Annotated in this window: 27 protein-coding genes and 1 tRNA gene; 16 read left to right on the top strand and 12 right to left on the bottom strand. The window is 62.0% G+C overall.

What is annotated here, in order from left to right; genetic code table 11:
* Positions 1-23: 23 nt before the first annotated feature.
* Positions 24-842 (bottom strand): MerR family transcriptional regulator, encoded by an 819-nt coding sequence (locus tag ACU8YE_RS19110; protein ID WP_232041244.1) that lies wholly within the window; start codon positions 840-842, stop codon positions 24-26.
* Positions 843-928: 86 nt separating this feature from the next.
* Between ACU8YE_RS19110 and ACU8YE_RS19105 the strand changes: the two genes are divergently transcribed.
* Together ACU8YE_RS19105 and ACU8YE_RS19100 are read left to right on the top strand one after the other, a co-directional pair.
* Positions 929-2,086 (top strand): hypothetical protein, encoded by a 1,158-nt coding sequence (locus ACU8YE_RS19105; RefSeq protein ID WP_446929361.1) that lies wholly within the window; start codon positions 929-931, stop codon positions 2,084-2,086.
* A complete protein-coding gene (locus tag ACU8YE_RS19100) occupies positions 2,083-3,156 on the top strand; it encodes a DUF2993 domain-containing protein (RefSeq protein ID WP_446929360.1) in 1,074 nt (357 codons plus the stop codon). Before ACU8YE_RS19105 ends, ACU8YE_RS19100 begins: the two co-directional genes overlap by 4 nt.
* A 16-nt stretch (positions 3,157-3,172) precedes the next feature.
* Here ACU8YE_RS19100 and ACU8YE_RS19095 read toward each other — a convergent pair whose 3' ends face one another.
* Both ACU8YE_RS19095 and ACU8YE_RS19090 read right to left on the bottom strand, forming a co-directional pair.
* Positions 3,173-3,586 carry a surface-adhesin E family protein gene (locus ACU8YE_RS19095; protein ID WP_232041247.1) on the bottom strand — a complete coding sequence of 138 codons (414 nt, stop codon included), beginning with the start codon at positions 3,584-3,586 and terminating at the stop codon, positions 3,173-3,175.
* 175 nt (positions 3,587-3,761) lie between these two features.
* The gene (locus tag ACU8YE_RS19090) at positions 3,762-4,610 is read right to left on the bottom strand and encodes a c-type cytochrome (RefSeq protein WP_446929359.1); all 849 of its coding nucleotides are present in this window, start codon (positions 4,608-4,610) and stop codon (positions 3,762-3,764) included.
* A gap of 381 nt (positions 4,611-4,991) precedes the next feature.
* Here ACU8YE_RS19090 and ACU8YE_RS19085 point away from each other — a divergent pair.
* The 4 genes from ACU8YE_RS19085 to ACU8YE_RS19070 all read left to right on the top strand — a co-directional run bounded on the left by ACU8YE_RS19085 (position 4,992) and on the right by ACU8YE_RS19070 (position 7,714).
* Positions 4,992-5,067 (top strand) — tRNA-Arg (locus tag ACU8YE_RS19085).
* Positions 5,068-5,203: 136 nt separating this feature from the next.
* Entirely contained in the window at positions 5,204-5,959 is a 756-nt protein-coding gene (locus ACU8YE_RS19080) for a hypothetical protein (protein WP_446929358.1), read from the top strand.
* Between the two features lie 67 nt (positions 5,960-6,026).
* On the top strand, positions 6,027-6,311 hold the full coding sequence (locus ACU8YE_RS19075) for a helix-turn-helix transcriptional regulator (protein WP_446929357.1): 285 nt from the start codon (positions 6,027-6,029) through the stop codon (positions 6,309-6,311).
* 2 nt (positions 6,312-6,313) lie between these two features.
* Complete coding sequence (locus ACU8YE_RS19070; RefSeq protein WP_446929356.1) at positions 6,314-7,714, top strand: hypothetical protein; 1,401 nt, start codon at positions 6,314-6,316, stop codon at positions 7,712-7,714.
* A 757-nt stretch (positions 7,715-8,471) separates the two neighbouring features.
* Here the strand turns inward: ACU8YE_RS19070 and ACU8YE_RS19065 are convergent.
* Complete coding sequence (locus ACU8YE_RS19065) at positions 8,472-8,762, bottom strand: helix-turn-helix domain-containing protein (RefSeq protein WP_308217203.1); 291 nt, start codon at positions 8,760-8,762, stop codon at positions 8,472-8,474.
* Between the two features lie 90 nt (positions 8,763-8,852).
* Here ACU8YE_RS19065 and ACU8YE_RS19060 point away from each other — a divergent pair, with 90 nt between their 5' ends.
* The 3 genes from ACU8YE_RS19060 to ACU8YE_RS19050 all read left to right on the top strand — a co-directional run bounded on the left by ACU8YE_RS19060 (position 8,853) and on the right by ACU8YE_RS19050 (position 11,303).
* Positions 8,853-9,464, top strand: a complete 612-nt coding sequence (locus tag ACU8YE_RS19060) for a hypothetical protein (RefSeq protein WP_446929355.1) — start codon at positions 8,853-8,855, stop codon at positions 9,462-9,464.
* A 246-nt stretch (positions 9,465-9,710) separates the two neighbouring features.
* A complete protein-coding gene (locus tag ACU8YE_RS19055; RefSeq protein ID WP_446929354.1) occupies positions 9,711-10,295 on the top strand; it encodes a hypothetical protein in 585 nt (194 codons plus the stop codon).
* A gap of 54 nt (positions 10,296-10,349) precedes the next feature.
* Complete coding sequence (locus ACU8YE_RS19050; RefSeq protein ID WP_446929353.1) at positions 10,350-11,303, top strand: DNA-methyltransferase; 954 nt, start codon at positions 10,350-10,352, stop codon at positions 11,301-11,303.
* 13 nt (positions 11,304-11,316) lie between these two features.
* Here the strand turns inward: ACU8YE_RS19050 and ACU8YE_RS19045 are convergent, their stop codons facing one another.
* Positions 11,317-12,027, bottom strand: coding sequence for a hypothetical protein (locus tag ACU8YE_RS19045; protein WP_446929352.1), 711 nt, complete (start codon positions 12,025-12,027; stop codon positions 11,317-11,319).
* Complete coding sequence (locus ACU8YE_RS19040) at positions 12,024-12,254, bottom strand: helix-turn-helix domain-containing protein (RefSeq protein ID WP_446929351.1); 231 nt, start codon at positions 12,252-12,254, stop codon at positions 12,024-12,026. Before ACU8YE_RS19040 ends, ACU8YE_RS19045 begins: the two co-directional genes overlap by 4 nt.
* Positions 12,255-12,443: 189 nt before the next feature.
* Here ACU8YE_RS19040 and ACU8YE_RS19035 point away from each other — a divergent pair, with 189 nt between their 5' ends.
* The 3 genes from ACU8YE_RS19035 (at position 12,444) to ACU8YE_RS19025 (ending at position 15,680) form a co-directional block, all read left to right on the top strand.
* The gene (locus ACU8YE_RS19035; RefSeq protein ID WP_446929350.1) at positions 12,444-13,034 is read left to right on the top strand and encodes a recombinase family protein; all 591 of its coding nucleotides are present in this window, start codon (positions 12,444-12,446) and stop codon (positions 13,032-13,034) included.
* Positions 13,035-13,509: 475 nt separating this feature from the next.
* Positions 13,510-14,367 carry a hypothetical protein gene (locus ACU8YE_RS19030; RefSeq protein WP_446929349.1) on the top strand — a complete coding sequence of 286 codons (858 nt, stop codon included), beginning with the start codon at positions 13,510-13,512 and terminating at the stop codon, positions 14,365-14,367.
* 2 nt (positions 14,368-14,369) lie between these two features.
* Entirely contained in the window at positions 14,370-15,680 is a 1,311-nt protein-coding gene (locus tag ACU8YE_RS19025; protein WP_446929348.1) for a phosphoribosyltransferase-like protein, read from the top strand.
* Positions 15,681-15,690: 10 nt separating this feature from the next.
* Here the strand turns inward: ACU8YE_RS19025 and ACU8YE_RS19020 are convergent, their stop codons facing one another.
* Positions 15,691-16,833, bottom strand: a complete 1,143-nt coding sequence (locus ACU8YE_RS19020; protein WP_446929347.1) for a tyrosine-type recombinase/integrase — start codon at positions 16,831-16,833, stop codon at positions 15,691-15,693.
* Between the two features lie 353 nt (positions 16,834-17,186).
* Between ACU8YE_RS19020 and hisC the strand changes: the two genes are divergently transcribed.
* The 3 genes from hisC to kdpE all read left to right on the top strand — a co-directional run bounded on the left by hisC (position 17,187) and on the right by kdpE (position 19,665).
* Complete coding sequence (gene hisC, locus ACU8YE_RS19015) at positions 17,187-18,254, top strand: histidinol-phosphate transaminase (RefSeq protein WP_446929346.1); 1,068 nt, start codon at positions 17,187-17,189, stop codon at positions 18,252-18,254.
* A gap of 324 nt (positions 18,255-18,578) precedes the next feature.
* Positions 18,579-18,890 carry a high-potential iron-sulfur protein gene (locus ACU8YE_RS19010; protein ID WP_232041250.1) on the top strand — a complete coding sequence of 104 codons (312 nt, stop codon included), beginning with the start codon at positions 18,579-18,581 and terminating at the stop codon, positions 18,888-18,890.
* A 70-nt stretch (positions 18,891-18,960) separates the two neighbouring features.
* On the top strand, positions 18,961-19,665 hold the full coding sequence (gene kdpE / locus ACU8YE_RS19005) for a two-component system response regulator KdpE (RefSeq protein WP_260803857.1): 705 nt from the start codon (positions 18,961-18,963) through the stop codon (positions 19,663-19,665).
* A gap of 6 nt (positions 19,666-19,671) precedes the next feature.
* Here kdpE and ACU8YE_RS19000 read toward each other — a convergent pair whose 3' ends face one another.
* Together ACU8YE_RS19000 and ACU8YE_RS18995 are read right to left on the bottom strand one after the other, a co-directional pair.
* Positions 19,672-20,670, bottom strand: a complete 999-nt coding sequence (locus ACU8YE_RS19000; protein ID WP_440840083.1) for a tripartite tricarboxylate transporter substrate-binding protein — start codon at positions 20,668-20,670, stop codon at positions 19,672-19,674.
* Positions 20,671-20,814: 144 nt separating this feature from the next.
* The gene (locus ACU8YE_RS18995) at positions 20,815-21,969 is read right to left on the bottom strand and encodes a porin (protein WP_446929345.1); all 1,155 of its coding nucleotides are present in this window, start codon (positions 21,967-21,969) and stop codon (positions 20,815-20,817) included.
* A 498-nt stretch (positions 21,970-22,467) separates the two neighbouring features.
* Between ACU8YE_RS18995 and ACU8YE_RS18990 the strand changes: the two genes are divergently transcribed.
* Positions 22,468-22,752, top strand: coding sequence for a hypothetical protein (locus tag ACU8YE_RS18990; protein WP_232041254.1), 285 nt, complete (start codon positions 22,468-22,470; stop codon positions 22,750-22,752).
* 147 nt (positions 22,753-22,899) lie between these two features.
* Here the strand turns inward: ACU8YE_RS18990 and ACU8YE_RS18985 are convergent, their stop codons facing one another.
* From ACU8YE_RS18985 to ACU8YE_RS18975, 3 genes are read right to left on the bottom strand one after another with little or no spacing between them, the layout of a single operon-like run.
* Positions 22,900-25,098 (bottom strand): xanthine dehydrogenase family protein molybdopterin-binding subunit, encoded by a 2,199-nt coding sequence (locus ACU8YE_RS18985; protein ID WP_446929344.1) that lies wholly within the window; start codon positions 25,096-25,098, stop codon positions 22,900-22,902.
* Complete coding sequence (locus ACU8YE_RS18980) at positions 25,095-26,126, bottom strand: FAD binding domain-containing protein (RefSeq protein ID WP_446929343.1); 1,032 nt, start codon at positions 26,124-26,126, stop codon at positions 25,095-25,097. The genes ACU8YE_RS18985 and ACU8YE_RS18980 overlap by 4 nt, the downstream gene beginning before the upstream one ends.
* A 9-nt stretch (positions 26,127-26,135) precedes the next feature.
* Positions 26,136-26,876 (bottom strand): 2Fe-2S iron-sulfur cluster-binding protein, encoded by a 741-nt coding sequence (locus ACU8YE_RS18975; protein ID WP_232041257.1) that lies wholly within the window; start codon positions 26,874-26,876, stop codon positions 26,136-26,138.
* Positions 26,877-26,928 lie beyond the last annotated feature (52 nt).

Genomic DNA, 26,928 nt, shown 5'->3' with positions numbered 1-26,928 from the left:
CACGCATGGGCGCGCCGGAGACACTAGCCTTTGTCCGGCCCGGGCGTGCTGCCCGGCGGTTCATGCATGTGCTCGATGACCTGCGCCACACGGTCGCCCAGATATTTGTTGGCGGCCGTCTCAAGCGCGCGCATCAGCTCGGCTTCGACCGCCACCAGCGCCAGCGGACGGATGCGCCAGATCACGTCGACCAGACGCGGCACGTCTTCGACCGGTGGCAGATCGCTGCCGTACTTGTCGAGTTCGCGCACGACCATCGAGACGAGATCGTCGGCCACCGCCTGCGTATGCGGCCGGGCACGCTCGATGATGTCGAGCACTTCGACGAGCGGGAAACCGGCCTTTGCCATCTGCGCGCCGGCCAGCAATGCTTTCGGGCTGCGCGCCAGATAGCCAAGGCCATCGGGTTCAAGCAGGCCGAGCGAGATGGCCCGCGCCAGCGCCTGACGCGACATGGCGCGGCCGAACAGCTTGGCAAGCGCGAGGAGCGAGTAATGCTTGGGCGACTCGTCCGACCACGGGCTGGCGATGGCGGATTCGAGCCCGAGGATGGAGCGCAGATCATGGCCTTCGACGATGGCCTTGAGCAGCTCCTGGATGTTGGAAAGCGTGTAGCCGCGCCCGAGCAGGTGATTGATGAGCTTGAGCCGCCCCAGATGCGCCTGCGTGTAGATACCCACGCGGCCGCGCCGCTCGGGCGGATCGATCAGGCCGCGGTCCTGGTACGAGCGGACGTTGCGGACAGTGGTTTCGGCCGCGCGCGCGAGTTCATCGATGGTGAACTCGCGGGCGGGCGGATTGGCAGGCGGACCGGCGTCGCCGGTTGGTTTGCGGGCAGGCATGCAAAAAATTCTACACGAGCGCGGCAACAGACCGCGTCGGTGACCGGAACGTTTCCGGTGCGTTTCTCACGACGAGGAGACCGTCGATGTGGGACTTGACCTTGCGTCATCGAAATAGCGCGCTGCGGGCTGCGGGCGCGGTGGTTGCGGCGCTGCTGCTGCAAAGTTGCGCCACCGCCGGCGACGGACACGGCGCCATCGAGGCTGACAAAGCCAAACAGCTTGAAGACGCGCGGGCGCAGGCGCGCGCGCCATTCCAGTCTGGCAATCTCGCCACGCGCGAGGTGCGGCCCGCCACGCTGCGCGACTCCGGCCAGCCCGATGCGATCTCGTATCTGCGCCACGTCGATTTCCGCTTCGATGGTGGCGTGGGCTTCCTGGTCGATCAGCTCGCGCTGCGCATGGTGCCGCGTGCGCCCGGCGACCCGGTGTGGCTCGACGATGTGTCGTCGTACACGCTGCAGCCGGTGAGCGGCTCGGTGCGCGTCACGGCTCAGAGCATGGCCGCACTGTTCAATACCGTGGTCTTTGCGCGCGGGCCGGGCGATGATCCGCCGCTGCGTAACTTCACTTTCTCGCTGGACGACGGCTCGCTCGACATGCGTGCCGAGATGCGCCGGCGCGGCGCGTGGGTGCCGATCGAGCTGCGTGGTCCGCTCGTGTTGCGCGACCCGCAGACCATCGTGTTCCGCCCCAACGTGGTCAAAGTCCGGGGCCAGGACGCCAGCGCGCTGATGGGCGCCGCGCATATCGAACTGGCCGATCTGTTGCCGGTGTCCACGCCCGCCGTGCAGTTGGCCGGCAGCGAGATCGTCATGCAGGTGCCCAAGCTCTTTCCGCCGCCCGCGCTGGATCTGAAGCTCTCCGCCATCCGCGTCACGCGCGAGGGGCTGCTCATGCAGATCGGCGATGGCAACCCGCAGATGCCGCCGCTGGCCAACGCCGCCGACGCGCAGCGCCCGTACATCCTTTTTCGCGGCGGCGACATCCGCTTCATGCGCTCGATGCCGATGAATGCGCGCATCGATATCGTCGTCGCCGATCCGGCCAAGCCGTTCGTGTTCAACCTGTACCGCTATCGCGATCAACTGGTGGCGGGGTCACTGCGCTTCTCGCCCGATGGCGGCATTCGCGTGCTGATGCCGTCGTTCGACACACTCAGCGCTGCCAGAGCCGCCAAGGCACCTGCCGTCGCCAAAGCGGGCAAGCCCGCCCTGCAACTCGCCAAGAGGACCGCGCCATGATCGCCCCCGCCTTCGCTCTCGCCGCCCTGATGTTGCGCCTGGTGGTGGTGACGCTCGGCTTGACCGGACTTCTTGCCAGCGCCGTCGCCCGCGCCGCCGAGCCACCCATGGCCGGCGCACAGCGCAAGGAGTTGACCACCGTGCGCCAGCAATGGGGGCAACGCTGCGATCCGTCCTCCGGTGCACCCAACGCCAGCGGCCCCGCCGTTGCGCGCGACTCGGGCACGGCACCGCCCGTGGTGCAGATGCGTGATGTGGATTTCCGTATCACCGGCGACATCGGCTTTCGCGTGCACCAACTCACCGCGCAGCTCGTGCCGCACAAGCCGGGGCAGCCCGTCGACATGGACGACCCGAGCCAGTTCGACATCCGCATCCTCGGCGGTGAAGTGACGGTGCCCAAGGATTCGCTCGACGAGCTGTTCAACCGGTATCTGCTCGACTATTCGCCGCGCTCGCTCAATGCGCTGTCGCTCACGCCCGGCGACGGCGTGCTCGACGTGTCGGGTGGGCTCAAGCTGCGCAATCATTTTCCCGGCGTGTGGCTGCCGTTCGGCATGCGCGGCACGTTGACGCTGAAGGAATCGCGCTACCTCGTCTATACGCCCACCGAGGCCCGCGTGATGGGCATCCAGACGCTGGCGCTGCTCAAGGGGATGGGGCTGGAGTTGTCGCAGCTGGCGCCGCTCAATCGCGACGGCGCCAAGCTGGATGGCAATGAGATGGTGCTGGACCAATACACGGTGTTTCCGCCGCCGCGGCTGATCGGTCAGATGAAAACGGCGCGTGTCACGCCAGACGGGCTGGTGCTCGGCTTCGGCCCCGCGCCGGCCCTGTGCGCGTCTGCGCCAACCGACGCGGCCAGCCGCATCTGGATCCAGTCCGGCGACCTGAAGATGTACAACGTGCTGGTCACCAACAGCCGCATTCTCGTGACCGATACATCAACGCGTGGGCCGCTGCGCTTCGACCTGTATCACTACCGCGAGGCCGCTGCGCGCGGCACCACGCGCATGGATGCGGACGGGACGCTGCGCGTCGACCTCGCGCCGGCAGCGGCCGTCCAGTAACGCCGTCGTCAACGCGCTATTTCTGGCAAACGGCGCGCAGGATCGCCTCGCCTTCTGAACGCGGCACGACGGCCTCCCAGCGGGGGCCGTCGATGGTCTTGGTGAGCACCGTACCGTGCTGGCTATCCTGGATCAGCGCGCTGACCGGCAGGATGCGCCCCTCCTTGCAGTCGTAGACGGACGTGCGCGTGTCGTACTGATACGCCCTGCCGTCCGAGAGCTTGCGCGGCGCGTCATAGGCGTCGCGCGTCGTGGCGCGCACGGTGCCATCCTTGTTGTGCTCGATGGAGTCCTTGTCCAGATAGAGCGAGCCGCCGTTGTCGGCCAGCGGGGCCAGCTTGACCCAGTTGTCGGCCGCCATAGCGGTCGAGCTACCGATTGCCAGCGCGGCAGCCACCCAGTAGATCAGCGTCGTTCGTTCCGTTCGCATCGCAACCTCCGTTTGCCTCATTGCACAGACGTATGCGGAACGAAGCGGCATGGCTGCCTCGTTCTCCGCACATTCGAATTAGGCGTAGCAAACGGCATGCCTCACGCGTGTCACTCCCGGAGCAGGCAACAAAAAAGCCCGCACGAGGCGGGCTTCTTCGGAAATACAGGACGGCTTACTTGGCAGCGGCGGCCATGTAGTCGACGGCTGCTTTCACGTCGTCATCGGAGCCGGCATAAGTGCCCTTGGGCGGCATCGCGCCCTTGCCGTGCAGCGCGGATTCATACAACTTGGCCTTGCCTTGGGCAATGCGCGGCGCCCAGGCGGCCTTGTCGCCAAACTTGGGCGCGCCCGCCACTCCGGCGGCGTGGCACATCTGGCAAGTCGACTCGTAGACCTTCTTGCCAACTTCCCCCGCCGAGGCTTGCGGTGCTGCAGCCGCCGGAGCCGGGGCCGCCGCCGGAGCCGATGCTTCCGATGCCGATGCTGCAGCCGGGGCTGCACCCGCGCCCGCCGGTGCAGCCGGTTCCTGCAGCTTGCCGCCAGCGGAGTTGGCCATGTAGACGATGGCGCGTTCGATTTCGTAGTCGCTGACGTCATCCGGCGACGTGCCGCCGCGTGCGGGCATGCCGCCCTTGCCGGCCAGCGCCACCTTCGTCAGGCCATCCAGGCCCTGCGGCAGGCGCGGACCCCAGCTTGCCGCGTCGCCGAACTTGGGCGCACCAGCCACGCCTGCTGCGTGACAAGTCGCACAGACTTCCTTGTAGAGTTGCTCGCCCGTCTTGAAAACGTGCGGTGCGTTCGGGTCTTTCAGTTCGAGCTGTGCAACGGGCTTGATGCGATCGTTGACCGCCTCTTCCGACATGCCTGAACCGCCGGCGCCTTCCCTGGCACCCAGGCCGACGTAATTGGCCAACAGGATGATGATGAGAATGGGAACGGCAAAGGCGGCGATCACCGCGATGATCAGCTGCTTGGGGGTCTTGATCAGAGGCTCGTGTTCGTCGTGTTGCGCGTCGCTCATGCTCAACTCTCAGGATGGTGAAACCGCTCTTGGAGCCCTCAGAGCGCCGCCGGCAAGGTCACGAGCATCGCCGGCAGGGCGTGGGGGCCGCATTGGATCGCGATGAGGGCAGGAAGACCATGGCGATTCAATCGCCGCGTCGGCCCAAACAGACCTGTCCCCGTCTTTCTTCTGGCAAATAACGCGCGATTATATCCGTAATGCTTTGGCCTTTGACACGCGGGACAGCCCTAGGCGCCGCTTTTCGACCTGCGTCAAAAACCCAACGAAACGTTGCAGCAGCAGGCCTCATACCCAGGGGTCCACGGGAGCGCGATGGACGCTTGCGCCCAAATGCGCTATCCTGCAGGGCTTCTCTTTCGGTGCGTTCTGTGCCGATATGCGCCCGTAGCTCAATGGATAGAGTACTGCCCTCCGAAGGCAGGGGTTGCTGGTTCGATCCCAGCCGGGCGCGCCAGAAAGCCTTTTAAATACAAGGGACTACAGAAGCAAAGCCATCCCGCAGCTTTTCGTACGGAAATCGTACGGAATATTGGGCCGCGTGAAACTCGTTGCAAAATCGGTGTCCCAGGGCTTCCTCAACCAATCTCAAGATGGCCCAACCTCTGCCGGGAATCTACGTCCGAGCACGCGTTAGAGCGCCCGAAAAGGATTCGGCGCCGGCAGAACACGAGAAATACGAGGCAACGTACAAGGCCATCGGCGAACGCCTGCACTCCTGGGTAGAGAGCAAGTTACAGAGGCCGACCAAGAATCAGCCCGGGCCGCCCAAAATAACGCTGAAGCAGGCCGAGGGCGTCGCACGCGAATTGCTAGCAGCCGTGCAGCGCGCCATGAATAGCGGCCCCATTGCAGCCGACGTCTGGCAAACCTACGTCGACTTATACCTTGCGCTGCAGCCCCTGCGGTCAGCATTGGAAGCCGCCTCGGCTTTACCCGCCCAGTACCAGTATCTTCAGAACGAACTAGCAGAACTAGCACAGTGCGTGGATAGCCTAGCCCCGCCTTTGGAGCCCTCTGCCGACGATCAAGCGATTCTTTGCACCACCCGTGCCCGCTTTTCGTTCCAGAAGCGGCAACGGGGTCGACTGAAGGTGGTGCGAGGCGAGATCGTCCGACAGGCTATTGCGGTTTGGCAACATCGATTCAACGCGCCGCCGCCTGCGACTCCAAACGGCGTGTTCGATGAGGTTCTGCGTACTGCATGTGAATACCATGGCATGGATGAGACCTCCTGGCCGGGATTCGCCACCATCCGCAATGAGTTGACGCAGATGAGGAAGCGCGACCAACTGCAATCCGCAGCTCAAGATATATGGTGCTTTTACCCCGGCAAAGTCGAAGAATAAGCATATAACGTCACTGCTCGGCCCCGGACCACAATGGGTTCACCTGAACATCAGAGGAACTCATCAAATGGAACAGCAAATAGTTGCCGGGCCGCTGCGGCGGCTGCCCTATGTGTGTCAACTGACCGGGCTACGGAAGAGCTCGATCTACGCGATGATCCGGACCGGCGAGTTCCCGAGCCCCGTGCATATCGGTCGAAGAGCCGTCGCATGGCGGCAAGCCGATCTTGAAGTGTGGATTTCTACTCGCCGCCCGGCCGCGCCAACTGCGCCGAAGGTCTTGGCCTACCAACGATCCGGCAGTGTCGCTGCATCGGCGGAGAATCAGCCGTCGTCCTTGCGGAGCGCCTGACCATGGCAATCGTCAGTCGTTCTCACGCCCGCCCTCTGCCACAGCCTGTTGCACCTGTTGCACCTGTTGCACCTGTTGCATCGGATGCATCCCGGGACAAGCTGCCACAAGACTATCGCCGGTGGCGCCGGCTTGCCACGCGGCGACGCCATGAAATGCTGGAGCTTATCCGTGCGGCAGCGACTGCCCCGGCCCGCATCCGCCGACGCGAACTGCGTACTCGCGTAGGGCGCTACCTCGCATCAAAAGATATGCAACTGCTGGCGCTTCGACGTGCAATGTCGCGCGAGCGAAGCCATGGCGACCGCAACTGGGAATACGCGTTCTATACGCGCTGGCTCGAATACAACATGGAGTCGCGAAGCATGGAGGAGCTGCAACCGTCCAAGCCATGCCGTGAATCGTGCTCCGTACACTCCCAGCGGAAGCGCAGCGGTGGTACTCGGCGCCTGTGGAAATTTGGTCTGTGCATGACAGCGCGACAACTGCTCGTCTGCGAAGCGTTGAGCGCGTTCTATAGGCGGCGCCCTTGGTCACAGATGCTCTTCGCGGGCGGCCTGCCTCCCGGCGTGGCCGACATCAAAGCGGCGCTCGCAAATCCGGCGCTGACGCACTACGCCATCGTGGACGTGACGGCGTTTTTCGATAACGTGGACTTACGAGGGGCCACCTGTTTCCTTCCTCTGGACAGGAAGGTGATGGAAAACACCTTGTGCGTGTCTCCCCCTGCAGATAGTGCAAGAGGGCGACAGACTCGCTATGCGCGTATATGTGCAAGCGAGGTGGTGGATGTAGATCGCCCGCTGGCTCTGCCCCAGGGAGCGGCGTCGTCTCCTCTGATTGCTTATGGGCTTCTTGAAGAAGCCTTGCCCCTAGAAGACTTGGAGCATCTGTTTCCCTATGCGGATGATCTCTTAATCTTGGGCGAGTCGGAAGAGGATGTGCGCGCCAAAGTCTCCCGTTACGCGGCCAACCTCGTAAGGCATCCAGCTGGGCCACTGCATCTCGGCCCGATCGAATACGGCGAAATCACTGAGAACGCACGCTTCGAGTTCATCGGAGTCACGTTCCACATAGAAACCACGCTGGCGACAGAGAAACGTCGAGTTCATGCCGAAGCGTCGACCGAGAAGCGCTCGAAGCTGGGGGATCGTCTCCGGCACGCGCTGGCTGACGATATGGAGGCAAGGGATCGATTGCTGGGGAAGACCTCGGATTGCCTTGTCGGATTTCTGGCAGGCGTGCCAACAGATGACCGTGAGCAGCTTGTCGAGCTGGCATGCGATGTTGCGAAGACCGCCGGTTGCAGGGTGTTTCCGCTGGTTGCGCGCGCGGAACGCTTCCTGACAGACAGCGAGGTCGGGCGCCTGATGGCTCGCTATGTGGGGCGGCGCCTCAGCTAGCGGTACCGTTCAGCCGCAACCACACGTAGCGCGGGCACTTGGGCCCGTGCCCTTTCATAAATCCATCAAGGGTAGTAGCGGCTGTAACCTCGCGCGTGGTCGCGCGGGAAGTCGTTACGGGTGCCAACCGATGCCTCAATACGTGGAGCATTCATGCCGAATTGTGTACATGTCCGCTTGACCAACTCGCACGACCCGCGCGACGTGCGCGACTTAGAGAGCATAGCGTCAGCAGCAAATTTCCTCGGGGTAAGCGTCAAGAGCTTCAAGTCGGCCTTGCCGCGCCGGATTGGAGAACAAGTCTTGTATCGCCGGTGGCGGATTGAGCGATTGAACGATCTCCCGCGTCGGCGGATGCCTATGTTGGAGCTTGAAGAGCAGGCATACTTTGAGGCGATGGGCGAAGCCGAACGAACCGTGCTCGATCGGTACCGCAGAGGTGACCCCGCGTTGAATGATGACAGCGTCGACGCTGCCATCGCGGAGGAATTTCTGTTGAAGTACGCGGCTTCCTTGGCAATGGCGGTCATCGATGAGATTCGATGGCGGGCTAGCCGGGCACAGACGCGGAGGCAACCAAGAAAATCTAGGGTATCGCCAGAACCGAGTCCGTGTGTCGCGCCTGCAGTCTCCGCGCCGATCATTCGTCAGCGCAGCCGTCCACCCCGGACGTAGGCAAGTTCGGCGAGCGCGCCCTCACGTCGTGGCATCGCGACGCAGATGTGCACAGCGCGTTCCGGGGTTGGCACCCGCCCCACTACTCTCCCCGCAGACGCTTCGCCAACTCGGGGTCCAGCAGCGCCATTGGCGTGGCCCCGAGTGCTGCTGCGAGCTTGCCAATGTTGTCGATAGAGATATTTCGTTCCCCCCGCTCGACCGAGCTGACATAGGTCCGACTCAGTTCAGCCGCGTGGGCCAACTCCTCCTGCGATATCTCCCTTGCACGGCGTAGCGCACGCACGTTACGCGCGAAAAGCTTCCTCGTGGTTAATTCGGCATGCGGTTTGGTCATGCCGAAAGCATCGCCGCCTGAAATGTTGCGGTCCACGCACTATGCGGTTAATCTCGGTAACTATGAGTGCCATTTTGAAACCGGTTGCACGAGAACCGGCGGCGGCCGAAAGCGGAGAGGCGATTGATGAAGAACACTTGGATGTGTGCGGTGATATTGGGCGTCGCTCTGGGGGGCTCCGCTCTTGTTGCAACGGCGAAGACGCCAGCCAAGAAATCAGCGACGCCGCCGGCTGCGGTTTGGACAAAAGAGCCGACGTCCTTCCTCGGTTTCGAGTTTGGGCAGCCGTTGCCTGACACCCTTCCTGCTTGTCCTCGCGGCGACCGAGAACTCGCCTATACAACGACGTCGTGCCTGCAAGGTTCTGACCCGATTTTCAGGATGTGGCGGGCGCCGGACCTTGGGTTCGCCTATTCCAATTCCATATTCCTTTACTCCGGCAAAGTCGCGTCCGTGACACTGAAGGTGAACGACGACAGCTATCAAGCGCTCAAGAGCTTGCTCATAACGCGGTACGGTCCCCCGACCAACGCTTCTATCTCCACCGTGAAGTCACTGGTCGGCGCCGAGTTCCGTTCCGAAGAGTTAGCTTGGATTGGCACCAACGTCGATATCTCTCTTTATCAGCGCTACGACAAAGTCGATGAGTCGGCCGTCTTCGTCCAGAACAAAGCGCTCATGAAAGCAAGCATGGATCAGGACCGCGCAAAGCACGGCGATCCAGCGTCAAAGCTCTGACCGTTTTTTTGTCGGCGGCTGCCAGCCACGTCGAGCTGCGTTACCGACATGGTGTCCCTGATATGACACTCAGTGCCGGATGTTCAGACAAGCCCTGTTGGTTCCGGAGGCTCACGAGGGGACGGCAGGCGGCGGACGCATGTCACGAGCCGGAAAGCACTGTCACGTTCCTTGGGTGAATTTTGAAACTGGTTGCAACACTAACTGTCTGCGACCGTAGATCACGGTTTGTTTAATGGAGCAGTCTTGCTGAACGTCGCGGACGTCGACAATGAAGATATAGCGGATGACAGCAGCTGTCTGCCAGAGCTGTCGGGTGACATTCCCCCGGTCGTCCACCGCTACGAGTTCGTGACACTGGCGTTCGACCGGCCGCAGACAGTGTTCTCTCTCCCGCGCTGGAAGTGGCCGACCATCGGTCCCTACAACGGCTTCGATGGGGCGGCACGCATCCGGGCATGGCAGATCGTGCGATTCTACGAACTGAACGGTTGGCTACGGTATCCGCAGGTGTGCTCCGTCACTGGCAGAGAGGGCGAGGTCGGGCTTCATCAGGAGGACTACGCGCGCCCGTGGGACGCCTACCCGGTTTCACGTCGCGCCCATCTGCTGATCCACACGCGCGACCGCTACTCGAACAAGTGGGCGGCGTTCCTGGCCGGCGAGGCATTGCCCGGCACCTGGGCTCACGCGCTGTCAGCGAACGACACCCAAACCGCCAAGCGCTGCTCGGTGGACGACCTGCTCGCGCACGCGCCACACCCTGCGTGGGTGACCGTGCCGGTCGGTCAGTTCAGGGGCGAGCGGCGGCACTCGCCATTGTCACGCTGATCCGCCGGCGAAGCATTGCGGTTGCAGGTGCATGCTTATTGAGTCCCACCAACGATGAAGGTCGACAAGTTGCCTGTACCTACGGAGGCTGCCATAATGATGACTATGGTACCCATTTTCCGAACGCAGCTAGGCGAGCTGCACGAGTCCGACTGTAACGATCTGCTGAAAACGATCGAGCCGCAGAGCGTCGATCTCGCATTCGCCGACCCCCCATTTAACTTAGGCAAGCGCTACAAGTCCAACATTAACGACGCCGTGGCCGACCACGAGTACGTCGACTGGTGTAAGGAGTGGCTCGACGGCATGATCATGGCATTGAAGCCTGGTGGCGCTCTATTGCTGTGGAACTTGCCTAAGTGGAATTTGCCACTTGGGGCATATCTTTCGGAACGGCTGACTTTCCGACATTGGATTGCCGTGGACATCAAGTACTCGCTTCCCATTTCCGGGAGGCTGTACCCGTCTCACTACTCCTTGCTCTATTTCATAAAGGGAAACAAACCGGCGATCTTCCACCCGGATCGCCTCCCGATTCCTTGCTGCCGACATTGTGGCGGAGAGTTAAAGGACTACGGGGGTTACAAGAACAAGATGAATCCACTTGGTGTGAACATCTCAGATGTGTGGACCGACATCCCGCCGGTTCGGCATGCCAAATATAAGAAGCGTGAGGCGAATGCGTTACCGCTGAAGCTGATGGACCGCATCATCTCTATGGCCAGCGATCCAGGCTCCCTGATTCTTGATCCATTCGGCGGGTCTGGAACTACTTTTGTTGCCGCCGAATTGCTCGGGCGCCGCTGGGTGGGCGGCGATCTTCATTGCGAAGACATAGTTGCCCGTTTTCAGTCTCTGGAGGGAGATAGAGATCACATGCGATCGCTTCACGACAGCAAGAACACTCTGTTCACGGCCTCTGATATCGAGCGCCGCGAAAAACAGGGGAGGCCGCTTTCAAAACATTACAGGCTGAACGGCCACGCAGCAGAATGTGAATGCGATTAGCGCGCCCACAGCTTCAGGCGCGTCTAGCTCTTCCCTGAGCTGCACGGCCATCGTTGCCCGTTGGCAGGTAAGGGTAGCCGTCGTCGTCAGTCAGGTGATCGTGCTCCACAACGCTGATGATTAGAGCTCCACGAGCAACTCGTGGCTCTAAGTCTTTCCACATCGTTAGGTAACCTGACAACTCGCCGATGTTGCCGATTCTGTCGGTAAGGTGTTCGTACAATGCCCGACTCGGGACGATCAGTACGCCGACCTGAATCTCTCCACTGATCAGAGCGATAGCTAACTTGTTCACGCTGCGATGTGAGGACGAAATGTTCCCCGTCTCCCACTCTATCGCAACACGCGTACGCTCCGGGCCGGTTGTCACGAAGTCAAAGCCGCCGAAATCTGACGTAATGGGCTCCTCGTGCGGTGCCATCGATGGATAAAGCTGCAGTACGGACGGGGTGCGGATACGCCCCGAGTCGAAACCAATCTCGGGAGCCCAGCCCTCAACGCCGGTCAAATGTTCGAGGAAGCTCCGCTTCAGGTAGTTGACCCCGTTCCGATTCCACTGACCGTCAGGACGCCGCACCTTCTTTTTCAGAGTGAGCGAACCGCTGCCGCGTGGGAAATCGATGCTCTGGATAGAGCGCACATAGCTTTCGTGAATTGCGGCCCAATCCGTCGAAGCGAGCACGTTGCTTCGATCAAAAACGACAATAGAACGCAGCCACCTCACTTTGCCTCTCCTGGAAGGCCTGCAGCGATTGCTCCGACATCACAACCGAGAGCCTGGCAGATTTCACAGAGGACGGTGAACGTTACGTTTCGCTCGCCACGCTCCACCCCACCAAGATACGAACGGTCCATCTGAGCTCGGTCTGCGAGCTCTTCTTGTGTCCACCCTCGCGTCTTTCGTTCCTCGCGGATACGAGCGCCGAGCAAAATAAGTGCTGTAGATTCCATTCGGAGAGAGTGCTGGAATGAGGACTATGAGTCCACGGACTATCAGTACCAAGCGGACTGGCTCGCTCGTCTGGTGTCCAAAGACGGTCGTCTTTGAACACCCTCACCAGCCCTGTCCAAATATCTGCTTGACCTGATTCCGTACGTGGTTAATCTTCCGTACAGATATTTCGTACAGGGGTTGTGAGTGTGAGAGTCTTCGCCTATTGCCGCGTGTCGACAGCCGAGCAGACAACTGAGAATCAAGTCCGAGAGATCAAGGCTGCCGGCTTCAATCTGGAACCGCGCCGTGTCATCGCTGAGGTGGTGTCTGGCTCGGTGGCGGCAAATCAGCGTGCGGGTTTCGCCAAGCTGCGTGACCGTTTGGAGGCGGGAGACGTACTGGTGGTGACCAAACTGGATCGTCTTGGCCGCAATGCCATGGACGTGCGCGCCACTGTCGAGGGCCTTCAAGAGATCGGTGTGCGCGTCCACTGCTTGGCGCTTGGCGGAGCTGACCTTACCAGTGCCGCCGGCAAGATGACGATGTCGGTACTATCCGCCGTGGCGGAATTCGAGCGTGATCTGCTTTTAGAGAGAACGACTGCCGGCCTCGCACGTGCGCGCGATGCGGGCAAGGTGCTGGGGCGCCCGCGTGCCCTGGGCGACAAGCGGGAAGCGATGGCGCGCGAACGGCTGGCGCAAGGCGAATCAATAGCTTCAATTGCGCGCGCACTGAATACAAGTCGCCAAACCGTCATGCGCCTCCGCGCGCGCATGGAAGGTGCTGTTAACCGCTAGTGCGGCAAGGATCGCTGCGCAACCGGTTGCAAAATCATCTAACCCAGCAGCGAGGCTAGTTGTGCCATGCGGACTGCACTTCACGGAATTTTTCACCACTCGCCCCCCCAAATAAAGCAACGCCATGCCATGGGTGAGCACTTGCCCCCGTTACGCAAACATCGTGCGCAAGGAACGTTATTAACCAAAAGTGCTATCGCTTTCGGTGACACTTGCGCTAACATGTTCTCGTGCTTGGTCCAAGCCATCTCGCATCCAATCAGATGCGCGCTTGGATTGTGGGAACAGGACTGCACAGTCCTGCAAGCAGAGGCGGAGTTGGCCTACCAGGTGGCCGCCGGCGTGCAGACAATTCCTAGGCGCTTTGTCGCATGTGATTTGACGAATTCAGGCTACCAATTCTAGGCCCTTGGCTAGCCACGAAGCCCCTTCTATGAAGGGGCTTTTCCTTATGTGCGGCGACAAGAAGAAACCCATGCCGAATAATCTCCGAGAAGCGATCCTCACCTATCTGGCTGGAAGGCACGAAATCTTTGGAAGTGACCTGGGCGTCTTGATCAAGAAGCTTGCGCCTGGCTGGAATCTGAAAACCGAGTACCGATCCCTGCGAGCCTTTGTGGAAGAAGAGCTGGGTGATGTGCTGGAGAATGTAGGGAAGCAAGGCGGAAACGATATTTACCGCAACAAAACTTATAGCCCGAGCGACAACTCACTATCCGGCGACGACCGGACGCTGTGGAGCCTGTTCAGTAATCCACAGCGTAGAGGAAGAATCTTCCTTCGCGGCGACGAGCTTCTAGCCCAAGATGAAGGGACGAGCGCCCCCGAAGGGGCACAAGAGTTGCAGCGGATAAAGGCAAGCGACTATGCCACGCTTCTTCTGAGTAGTGTCGGCGAGATACCAGCCGACCTACAAGACCGCTTCAACGCGATCCTATCCTCAAACGAGACCACGCCCTGGTCTGAAGTACTGAACCTCCTCCGAAAAACAGAGAACACAGCGACCAGCCGGGTACTTGAGCAAAAGCGCGTCCAGTACGTCGTCGACCAGTTCAAGGAGCAATTGCGTCTAGCCGGCTGCACCGAAGAAAGAGTTGGCGCATTCGCACAGACGCTTACCTCTTCCAAGGCGCGGCGCGACATGACTAAGGCGTCGGCGGAGCCAATCACTGCTCCAACCAAGCAGTTGAAGTCAGCCGCTACCAGCGATGAGCTCGATGCGATGGTCCGCAATGCGGCCAAGAAGGCAATTGACCAGATGCCAATTGACCAAATCCGCGCGCTCAACCTTCCGATGGGACTCATCATTGACGCGCTGCTGTCCCCCCGTTAACCATGCGCTTGGTCTTTGTTGGCTCTACGGATGACGTAGATACGTTAAGAAGGCGGCTTGACGCATATGCGGGGCCAGGATGGCCGGACAGAAGCGAGATTGTCATAGTCCCCGTTAAGGACCGACAAAACCCGCAAGAAGTACGTAAAAAACTAAAGGGTGTACTCCGGCCCGTCAGAGATACTCGCGTTTATCTACTGCGACCAGATATCCGTTTCGACGAGAATGGACTGCCGCCTATCCGGAGCGTCACAAGATCACCAGGAAATCTCGACATCTTCCTCAAGCAGGAACTGAGGAAAGCACTTCAATGGATCGGCGCAGATTGGCGCAAGCGCATAGAAGACATCCTGGAAGCATGGGAATACCCTGACCCTGAAGAGGCGCTTGCCTCTAATTGGGCAGAAGAGCGCGTTAATAGATGGCTACAGCAATTCGACCGACTGGCAGAACCTAGCTGCCGGTGGTTAGGGCAAGCTTTGCTGCATTCTTTTGAGTTCATTGCGCGCGCTCAGCTCATCGCAGCATTCAGCAAGGTCTCTGGGGACAATGCCCTCTGTGTGATGAGGTATGAAAATGGCAAAAGCGCCGATGCCATTACTGGGATGCTCAAGAAAGGGGTTCTGAACAATGCTGGCGTAGTCGACAGCTTTGACGAGCTGGTGCGGCGTATGCCCCGACACAGTGGCAAAGTTGTCATCTACGAAGACGGCTTGTTTTCGGGTACTGAATGGGTTGGCATCTTCCGAAGCCTCCTCGGCGTGGACGAAGGCAGCAGTAAGAAGTGCGAGAAGCTCGACGACCCGACTGCATTGAGAGAGATGGATTTGGAAGTCCGCTTCGCCATCGCAACAACCGTGGGTATCGCTTTCCTGCAACGGGAACTTGAGCAGCTTGGACTTCAACATATACGGCTAACGTTCGGTACGGAGCCACTGCAAGTTCTTTCACCACTTGGCAGAGAACGGTTGGCAACAGGAACGCTATTCTCGGAAGACGGAAAGATCGAACGCGATGCCGTAGTGCCCCGAGCGTTCCAGACTCCCGCTTGGGGGGACCGAGCAGATGAGGGCATCAAGTGGTGCGACCGTGTTGGGCGTGCGCTCTGGTCAAGCTACTGGCGCAAGAAAAATAAACCGGTGTCAGAAGACATGTTGGACCGGGTCGCTCTTGGCGCAAGCAACCTAGGTTTTGCAATGGCGTTTTCATTTTCGTTGCCCAAGGTCTCTTTGCCCCTATTCTGGTGCCCCGGGAATGTTGACGGGCATAGGAAGCCGATCGCGTGGGAGCCGCTATTTCCAAATGCTGCCTAGCACGACCCGACTACAGTATCCCGATAGCGTCTAATTTCGCCCGCACCCTATCGTGACGAAGATGTCCGTAGTGCTTATCGATCATCTCGGTAGACGTACCGGCCATTCTCGCAACCTCGAAACTATCCATTCTTCCGCTGGCGATCATTTCGCTAATGGCGGTATGCCGGAGTGAGTACATGACTACAGTTGGCGGAAGCTGAGCGGCGGCCACGGCCGCCTTGAACGGCTTCTTCCAAGAGTCTTTATTCCAGCGTTGACCGAACTCCGTCGCCAAAATAGGGGCGTTAGCAATCTTGTCCTTAGCCTGCGCCTCAAAGAACGCAATTGCTGCCGAAGGTAGCGAGACAACCCGATAGCCTGTCTTCCCGTCCAAGGCCAACGTTCCCTGCGCCCGATCAAAATGCGTTACGTTAGCGTTAGCCAATTCGCCAGGGCGGGCGCCCGTGAACAGCATAGCCTGCACAAGCCGTCGAATGTCAGGGGCACAGGCGTCAACTAGAGCCTTCCGTTGCTCAGCCGCCAGAAACCCCAGCCTCCGCCTTCCAACATCCTTGAATTTGCCAACTGTTTTCCAACCCGCATCCGTCGGCACCAGCCGGTCGTGTAATGCGAGGTTCAACGCGGCCTTAAGCGAAGCAAGGTTGCGATTTGCACTGTCTTTAGCGCGCCGCAAGTCATCCTCATCTTCCGCGTCATCCTCATCCAACTCAATTTGAGCGGACAGCCATGCCTTGAGGTCCGACGTGCGCAACTTCGATATGTCGATCCTCCCGATCTTCGCCCCATAAACGAGCCGCTTGAACCGCCCTTCCGCGTCTGCCTTGCTCTTATCACCTTTGTGAAGGGCAAGGTGCCTCACATAGTGCTCACATACCTCTTTGACTGTCATGCCTTTCGATGAGACCCCACCATCGACCGCCTCCGCCCACTCAAGCGTGGCATTGAGGGCTTCGTCGTAGCTTGCGCAAGCTGCGAATGTCTTGTATTCCTGCTTACCCTCGTCGTTTCTGCGGCGGGCCACCCAACTTCCCTCACCGTGCGACAGCTTGCGATAGCCAACGTAGAGACCCGTTCGGATTCGGGAAAAATATGGCTCGCGGCGGGGTTCGAGTTTGTCGCGCGCCGTCTTGGATTGGATGGGTTCGCTCATGCGGGTCCGTACGGAAAGGGTACGGAAATTCTATGGCGCACCCCCTCGATCGTCAATGGACCAACATTTCTTTAAAATCAACGCATTAGAAAACATAGTGGACGTCCCCGGTCGGTAAAAAACCTTAGTTCCAGCCCTCCGAAGGCAGGGGTTGCTGGTTCGATCCCAGCCGGGCGCGCCAAAAATCAAAGATTTACGCAGCTTGTACGATTTTCCGACGCCAGAACCGCGCTTCTGCCGCAACGTGCAGGCCTGCCCATTCCCGAACCTTATTCAGCTTCCCAGCCTGTTTCGATCCATCGATCGCGCTGCGGGCACGCTTAGAAAATAGTCACCTCATCAGGAGTCAAGCCGTGAGCCGTTACTGGAGCGATATCGTTCAGCAACTTGTGCCCTACGTCCCGGGAGAGCAGCCGGCCATCGCGCGGCCCATCAAGCTGAATACCAACGAGAACCCGTACCCGCCATCGCCGCGCGTGGTGGCGGCAATCTCGGCCGAGCTGGGGCAGACGGGCGAGAGCCTGCGCCGCTATCCCGATCCGCTGTCGCGCCGGCTGCTCGAGACAGTGGCCGCGCAGGTCGGCCTCAAGCCTGAGCAGGTCTTTGCGGGCAACGGATCGGACGAAGTCTTGGCGCACGTCTTCCAGGCGCTGCTCAAACACGACAAGCCACTGCGCTTTCCCGACATTTCATACAGCTTCTACCCGACCTACGCGCGGCTGTACGGCGTGCAGTGCGAAGTGGTGCCGCTGGCGGACGACTTCTCCATCCGCGCCGATGACTATCTTGGCGACGCGGGCGGCGTGCTGTTTCCAAACCCGAACGCGCCGACCGGCCACGCGCTGCCGCTGGCAGAGATCGAACGGATCGTCGCCGCGAACCCGTCGTCGGTGGTCGTAGTGGACGAGGCCTATGTCGATTTCGGCGCCGAGTCCGCCATTGCGCTCATCGACCGCTATCCGAATTTGCTGGTGGTGCACACGACGTCGAAGTCGCGCTCGCTGGCCGGCATGCGCGTGGGCTTTGCGTTCGGGCATACGGCGCTCATTGAGGCGCTCAATCGCGTGAAGGACAGCTTCAATTCATATCCGCTGGATCGCCTCGCGCAGGCGGCCGCCCAAGCGGCTTACGAAGACGATGCGTACTTCCGTGCCACGTGTGCACGCGTGGTGGCGAGCCGCGCGCGGCTCAAGCAATCGCTGCAGTCGCTGGGGTTCGAGGTCGTGCCGTCGATGGCGAACTTTGTGTTCGCGCGGCATCCCGCCCACGACGCGGCAACGCTGGCAGCGCGGCTGAAAGAGCAAGCCATCTTCGTGCGCCATTTCAAGCTCCCGCGTATCGACCAGCATCTGCGTATCACGGTCGGCACCGATGATGAATGCGACGCATTCTTAAAGGCGCTGCAAGGTCTGCTGGCGTAAGCACCCACGCCTCTGCGGCAAATTGCCACCGGAGTGGACCAGCCATTTGGACGACTGCGATTGCGCTGACGCCGGCATTCCTCGACCACACGGTGCATCCGCGGCATTGCGTGGTGTGGATCGAAGGCCACGAAAGCAACCGATTGCTGCACTCAGGTATGCGGAACATTGACCGTACGCAGATGCTGCCGGCCGATTGCTGTGCCAGAATGCATGAGCGGGTAAATGGCGCGCCGACGCCGTCCGCTGTCCCCTAGGGCGAGCCTGAGCATTGCACGGGCGGCACGGGACGCCACACAACACACTCCCACAAAAGGAATCAGCATGTCCAATCGTCGTCAATTCCTGAAGAGCATCCCCATCGTGGCCGCTGCGGGCGCCGTCATGTCGATGTCGGACCTGGCACTGGCTGCACCGATGGTGGCGGAAACCGACCCGCAAGCCAAAGCGCTGGGCTACGTGGCTGACACCACCAAGGCCGACAAAGCCAAATTCCCGAAGCACACGCCGGATCAGCATTGCGGCAACTGCGCCCTGTACCAAGGCGGTGCGGCTGCGCAAGGCGCCTGCCCGCTGTTCGCCGGCAAGGACGTCGCAAACAAGGGCTGGTGCAGCGCCTGGGCCAAGAAGGCTTGAGCGGAGCGGTATCGCATGCAGGCAAAACGGACCCTTCGGGGTCCGTTTTTTTATGGGCGCGCCCTCTACAATGCGTGCCATGCCGTTCACATTCACACCCACCGTCCTCGTCATCGACGACGAACCGCACATCCGACGCTTCGTCCGCGCTGCACTGGAGGAGGAAGGCTGCGAAGTCCATGAAGCCGACCGCGTCGAGCGCGGCCTGATCGAAGCGGGCACGCGTCAGCCGGATGCGGTGATCCTCGATCTCGGCCTGCCCGATGGCGATGGCATGCAGTTGATTCGCGAATTGCGCACCTGGACGGAAGTGCCGGTGCTCGTGCTTTCGGCCCGGGTGGATGAGCGCGACAAGATCGACGCGCTCGATGCCGGCGCAGACGATTACCTGACGAAGCCCTTCGGCGTGGGGGAGCTGGTTGCGCGCCTGCGCGTGCTGCTGCGACGGCACGCCAAGCGCGGCGAAGACGGCGGCAGCGTTATCCGCTTCGGCGAGGTGGAAGTCGACCTCGCGCGCCGCCTGGTCAGCCGCAATGGCCAAGCCGTGCATCTCACACCCATCGAATACCGGCTGCTGGCAGTACTGCTCGGCCGCCGTGGCACCGTGATGACGCACCGCGAGCTGCTGCGCGAAGTCTGGGGCCCCGCGCATTCCGACAGCAGCCACTATCTGCGCATCTACATGGGCCACCTGCGTCACAAGCTCGAGCGCGATCCGGCGCGGCCCGAACACCTGCTGACCGAAGTCGGCGTCGGGTACCGTTTCACGGCGTAAGCCGGTTCACTGCTCCTTGATGCCTGCGGCGCGGACGATGCGGCCGTTGCTGTCGTATTCCGCGCGGATGGCCGCGGCAAACTGTTCGGCCGTACCGCCGGCCGGCACCACGGCGGCCTGCGTGAGGCGATCACGCAGATCAGGCGCAGCCAGCGCCTTGTTGATCTCCGCGTTCAGGCGGGCAATGACGGGCGCAGGCGTCTTGGCCGGCGCGAACACGCCGAAGGTCGACGCCATGTTGGCCTTGGCGTAACCCAGTTCGGTGAAGGTCGGCACGTTCGGCAGCGTATCGAGCCGGTGCGGCGCACCCACCGCCAGCGGGCGCAGCTTGCCGCTCGCGATGTGTTGCATCAGCGTCGGGCCAACGTTGGTCGACATGATCTCTACCTGGCCGCCCAGCGCATCCGTCAATTGCTGGCCACCGCCTTTGTACGGGATGAGCGTGATATCCACATGCGCCTGCGACTTGATCTGCTCCAGCGCGAGATGCCCCACCGTACCCAGGCCAGATGTCGACCAGCGGATCGAGCCCGGCTTGCTGCGCGACTGGCTCAGCATGTCGGCAAAACTCTTGCCCGTGAACGCGGGCGTGCCCAGCAGGATCATCGGGGCGTACATGACATTGGCCACGGGTGCGATGTCTTTCTGCGGGTCATACGGCAGCTTGCTGAAATGCGGGTTCAGCGTGAGCGGGCTCACCGACGAAAAACCCAGCGTGTAGCCATCGGGCGGCGCCTTGGCCACGGCGTCCATGCCGATGCTGCCGCCGGCCCCGGCGCGGTTTTCCACCACCACGGGCTGGCCAAGTTGCGCCGACAGCTTTTCGCCCAGTGCACGCGCCACGTTGTCGGAAATGCCACCGGTCGGGTACGCGACGATGATGCGGATCGGCTTGACCGGATAGTCCTGCGCTTGCGCGGGCACAGCGGCAAGCAGCGGCACACCGGCGCACAGCAGCACGGCAGAGGCAATCAGACGGCGGCGGGCAGTACGTGCGGAAGTCATGGCGCAATGTCAGATGAACGAAACAGGAGTCAACATTGTAGGCGGATGCCCAGGCAACCTTGCCCGACGAAGCACAAAAACAGCAGGCAAAAGAAAAGGCGCCCGAAGGCGCCTTTTCCATTCCCAATCGAGTGACAGCGTCGATTAGAAGATGTGGCGGATACCCACGCCAGCACCAACTTGGTTGGTCTTGGCGTTCTGGCCGTCAGCCGTGCCACCCGACAGTTGCGGGATAGCTGCGTTCTTGACCTTGTTGTAATCCACCGTGCCATACACTTGCGTGCGCTTGGACAGCGAGTACTCGGCCAGCAGAACGCCAGTGTAGCGCTTGCCATCGTTGCCGGCGGTCAGGTTGGCATTGCTGATGCTGTCGTAATAGAACGCGCCAGTCAGAGCCAGAGCCGGGGTCACTTGGTACGTCACGCCAGCGAGGCCAACGTGGTCACGGCGCTTCGTATTGCCAGCAAATGCGCCAGCGCCCAGTTGAGTTTGGGTAAAGCCGTTGCCATTGTTGGCGTCAATATTCAGACCGAAAGCGCTGTTACCGACGCAACCCGCGGAGCTGCTCACGCAACCTGTGGCATCGCTGCTGTCGATATAGCCCAGGAACAGCTTAGCCGGACCAACGGCGTAGTTGCCGCCAATGCCCCACACGCTTTGCTTGTTGCCAGCGACATCCTTGTGCTGTTGATAGAAACCACCCAGCAGGGCCGGACCGAATTCGTACGAAGCCGCAGCGCCCAGGTAACGGTTGGCCGAGTTGCTGCCAGCCACTTCACCAAAGCCATAGCCCAGGCCAACATAGAAGCCGTTCCACTTGCCTTCGTACTTCAGCATGTTCGACTCGCGCAGACCCGTGATGCCGTAGAACGGCCACGAGTTCTGGTCGTAGTTACCCACGCCCAGCGGATCGAAGTTGCCACCCATCGTGAAGCCGAAGTTGTACTGGCGGCCCAGCGTGATGGTGCCCATGCTGCTGTTGGACAGACCCACGAACGACTGACGATTGAACAAAGCACCCGCACCGCCATTACCACGGCCGGTATCCGGATCAAAGCCGCTTTCCAGCACGAACAGCGCCTTGTTGCCACCACCCAGGTCTTCCGAGCCCTTCAGGCCCCAGCGGCTGTTGGACACAGCACCATTGGTCAGTTCGACCTTGCTATTGCCGGCAGCATTTGCATTGGTGGTGTAGTGAATGCTGGTATCGACAATACCGTACAGCGTCACGCTCGATTGGGCGTAGGCAGAACCTGCGAACAGGGCGCCAACTGCAACCAGAATGGCAGACTTTTTCATGTGGGCTCGTAATAAAAGAGTTGTCTCAAACCGCCCGACCCCGTGTGCATGAGGTTGGGCTCCTCCGTTTCCTTAACTTCCGTGTCGGAAGTGCCGCGCAAATTTAACAAAAGCCCATATGCCCGGCAAAGTAATTCACGGAATCGTTCTACCAAGTGTGGTACGCGCGCATCGCTCTTAATGCACCGCACCAAATCGGCCTACGGCAAGGCTTGCCAGCGTGCACTGCCCTGCCGTGGTGCACCAACGCGGACCGCCGGCTTTGAACCGCTCTCTTGATTAGTCAAAAAGGTTGGGGGATTGCCGGGGGCGTTACGCCATTGGCGCGATATTCAGCGCCGTTCACGCTGACTTGCATCATTTCGGCACCGACAACAAACCGTTCGTCGCACCACCGTGGATACGGCATGCCCCCTGACCTAGGCTGTAGACCGTGGCAAGACATCAAATGACCACGCCTAAAACAGCACCGAAAATCAGTTGAAGAAGGAGTTCGCCATGCGACTCAAGCAAATGGGGTTGGCCGCCATGTTGGCGGTCGGGGCCCTCGCGGCGGGCAGCGCTTGGGCGCAGGCCAGCCGCGTGGAAGTGTTCGGCCAGAATGCGCGGGCCGAACGGTTTGACGTCTATAGCGACGGTGCCCGCACCGGACGCTTCGACACGTATACAGAAGGCGCACGCAGCGGCCGCTTCGATCCGTATTCGGACGGCATGCGCAGCGACCCTGCCGGCCGCTCCCGCGAGGGCGGCGGTACGGTCTACGGGTACCCGGTTCCGAATTGATGCGCTGATCGGCATGCACTGCGTTCGTCACGCAGTCGTTACGCATTGATCAATTACGGGCCGGTCTCCAGGCATCCTCCGTTTTTCCGCCTCTTGGCCCACTCAGGCCCCGCTGGTGATGCGCCAGCGGGGCTTTTTCATGCGCGCTCAGATGAGCTTATCGAGCGTGATCGGCAATTCGCGCACGCGCCGGCCGGTGGCGTGATAGACGGCGTTGGCAATGGCCGCCGGCACGCCCGTGATGCCGATCTCGCCAATGCCCTTGGCGCCCAGCGGGTTGATGTGCGAGTCCGCCTCGTCGAGCACGAGGATGTCGATGTCGGGCACATCGGCGTTGACGGGCACGTGGTACTCCGCCAGGTTGTTGTTGACGATGCGGCCGTAGCGCGTATCGAATAGGCTCTCTTCGAACAGCGCCATGCCCATGCCCCAGACGATGCCGCCCATGAGCTGGCTGCGGCCCGTCTTGGCGTTGAGCAACCGCCCTACGCCGTAGCTGCCCACGATGCGCGAGAGGCGGACCACGCCCAGGTCCGCATCGACATGCACCTCGGCAAACACCGCACCGAACGAGTGCATCGAGTACTTCTGCTTCTCCTCGCCCGGCTGCACCTTGGCGGTCGCCTCGATGGGACGGCCGTAGCGCGCGACCACGGCAGCCACGGGCTCGCGCGCACCGCTGCGCGCAGTCAAGATGCCGTCGGCCACGGTGATGTCGCTTGCGGCCAGCCCATGTAGCGGCGAGCTGGCATCGGCAATGGCCGCGGCAATCAGCGCATCGCGAGCCTGCGCGCCGGCGGCCTGCACGGCGGGCGATACGCTGGCCACACTTTGCGAGCCGCCCGACACCGGCGCCTCGGGCATGCGCGTATCGCCCAGGCTGAAATGCACCCGGTCGACGGGCATGCCCATGGCATCGGCCGCCACCTGGGTCATCACCGTGTAGGTGCCGGTGCCCAGATCCTGCGAGCCGGATTCCACCTGCGCCGTGCCGTCGGGCAGATAGCGCGCGGTGGCGCCGGCCGCGCTGCGGTTGGCGGGGTATGTGGCCGATGCCATGCCCCAGCCGATGCGTGTGTTGCCTTCGCGCATGCTGCCCGGCTGCGGGTTGCGCCGCGCCCAGCCGAAGCGCTCGGCACCAGCGCGGTAGCACGCCGCCAGCGATTTGCTCGACCACGGGATGCGTTTTTCCGGGTCCTGCGCGGCGTCGTTGCGCAGACGCAGCTCCACCGGATCGATGCCGAGCGCGTAGGCCATTTCATCCAGCGCCACTTCCAGTGCGAACGTACCGGTGGCCTCGCCCGGCGCACGCATGAACGTCGGCGTGCCGATGTTGAGCCGCGCGAGCCGATGCGTCGTCCGCTGGTTGGGCGTGTCGTAAAGCATGCGGGTGACGATGGCGCATGGCTCGGTCCAGTCTTCGATCATCGACGTGGTGGTCAGCGAGTCATGCGAGATGGCGGTGAAGCGGCCATCGCTGGCGGCGCCCAAGGCGATGCGTTGCTCGGTGCGCGGGCGCCCGCCGACCGGCCCGAACATCTGCGGGCGTTCCAGCACCAGCTTGACGGGCCGCCCCGCTTGGCGCGCGGCCATCGCAGCCAACACCACGTGCGACCACACCGAGCCCTTGCAGCCGAATCCACCGCCCACGAACGGGCACACCACACGCAGTTTGTCGGGCGACAAGCCCAGCGTCTTGGCAACAGTGCGGCGCACGCCCGAAACGTATTGCGTGCTGTCGTACAGCGTCAGCGAATCGCCCTCCCAGACAGCGATGGTCGCGTGCGGCTCCATGGGATTGTGCGTTTCCATGGGCGTGCCGTAGAGGGCCTCGATGCGCTGCGCCGCCTGGGCCATGCCAACGGCCACGTCGCCGCGTGTGGTGTCGGCCGATTGCGTCTGCACCTTGCCGGGCGAGTGCGCATCGGCGCGGGCGGTTTCGAAATCGAGCCGCGCGGGCTGCTGAGCGACCTCCACGCGGACCATGCGGGCTGCGGCCTGGGCGTGTTCCAGCGTGTCGCCCACCACCAGCGCAATGGGCTGGCCGTTGTAGTGCACCTGATCGTCCTGCAACAAAGACAGAGCGCGTCCGGCCGGCGGCTCCAGCGCGGGCTTGCCGCCGTTGGGCAGGCGCGGTGCGTTCTCGTGCGTCATCACCAGCAGCACGCCGGGCATGGCCTGCGCGACGTGTGTATCGACCCGTGTGATTCTGCCGGCCGGCACCGTGCTTTGCACCAGCACGGCATGCGCCAGGCGCGGCACCTGGAACTCGGCGGAGTAGCGCGCCTGGCCGGTGACTTTGAGCAGACCGTCTGTGCGGTCCAGCGGTTGGCCGACGTTGCTCATGCCACACCCCCAGTCGGATTGGCCGGGTTGGCCGGATTGGGTGGATTGGCCGCCGAGGTCAGCGCGCGCGCCACCGCCCGCTGTGCGAGCGGTACCTTGAAGCCGTTGTCGCGCAGCGGCTGAGCGCCCTGCACGGCCAACGCACCGGCCTGGGCAAACAACTGCGCGTCCAGCACCTGCCCCGCCAGCATCTGTTCTGCCGCATGCGCGCGCCAAGGCTTGTGTGCCACGCCGCCCAGCGCGATGCGCGCCTCCCGGATCGTCCGACCATCCGTCTGCAACGCCAGCGCCGCCGCCACCGACACCAGCGCAAACGCATAACTGGCGCGGTCGCGCACCTTCAGGTAATGCACATGCGTGCCGAACATTGGTGGCGGCAGGTCGATGGCGACGATCAGCTCACCGGGCGCCAGCATCGTGTCGATCTCGGGATGCGCTTCGGGCAGCCGGTGGAACGCTTCGATCGGGATACGCCGCTCGCCGTGCGTGCCGTGCACAACCACTGTGGCGTCCAGAGCCGCCAACGCGACGGCCATATCGGACGGATGCGTCGCCACGCAGGCCTCGCTCGCACCGAGGATGGCGTGCATGCGAGTGAAGCCCTCCCGCGCGGCGCAGCCGGAGCCGGGCTGCCGCTTGTTGCACGCCGGGTACGCCGTGTCGTAGAAGTAATGGCAGCGCGTGCGCTGCATCAGGTTGCCGCCGTTGGTGGCCATGTTGCGCAGCTGACCCGAGGCGCCCGACACAATCGCCTCACTCAGGAGCGGATAGCGCGAGCGCACCAGCGGATGCGCCGCCGTATCGGCATTGCGCGCCATCGCGCCCAGTCGCAGTCCGCCATCGGGCAACGCACGAATTTGCGCAAGCGGCAGGCGGCTCACGTCCACGAGCCGCTGCGGCTGCTCGACGCCGCCCTTCATCAGGTCCAGCAGGTTTGTCCCGCCGCCGATATAGCGCGCGCCCGGCTCATGGCCCAAGCGCACGGCGGCCTCCACTGAAGACGCACGGTCATAGGCAATCGATTGCATGGCGGCTCCTCAAACAGTGTTGCCGGACTTGGCGGCCACCACGCGGATCGCCGCCACGATGTTGGGGTACGCGCCGCAGCGGCAAATGTTGCCGCTCATGCGCTCGCGTATTTCGTCTTCGGTCAGCGCAACGGGGCCGTCATTGCCCAGTGCCGCCGGCGAGGTGACCGTGCTCGGCATGCCGCGGCGCGCCTCCTCCAGCACCGCCACGGCCGAGCAGATCTGCCCCGGCGTGCAATATCCGCACTGAAACGCGTCGTGTTCAAGAAACGCGGCCTGCACCGGATGCAGCGCCGCGCGGTCGACCAGGCCGTCTTTCGCGTGCGCTAGCCCTTCGACGGTGGTGATGGAGTCCCCCTCGTGCATGATCGCCAGCGTCAGGCAACTGTTGATGCGCCGCCCATTCACGAGGACGGTGCACGCGCCGCACTGGCCGCGGTCGCAGCCTTTCTTGGTGCCGGTCAGCGCCAGCACCTCTCGCAGCGCATCGAGCAACGTGACGCGCGGCTCCAGCGACAACGCATACGGCTTGCCGTTGATATTGAGCGAGACCGGCCGCGCCGGCGCCAACGCGGCTGAACGTGCCGGGGCAGACGCAGAAGCGCGCGCGCCGGCCGACTCGTGCGGCAGCGCAAACGCCGACGCCGCAGCCGCCGCGCCCTGCAGAAAGCCGCGCCGGCTCGGGCGCGCAGGCGACCCATCCGGTTCGTCGGCGGGGTCATTCGATGCTGGGAAGGGATGTTCGGACATGGCGCGCGCTCCACCGGCCGGGGCGGCCGTAGCTGGGGACATGCGTCAGCGG

This window comes from Ralstonia sp. VS2407, from assembly GCF_052950655.1.
The sequence above is the reverse complement of the archived record's forward strand: the minus strand, read 5'-3'. Positions and strand labels throughout refer to the sequence as shown.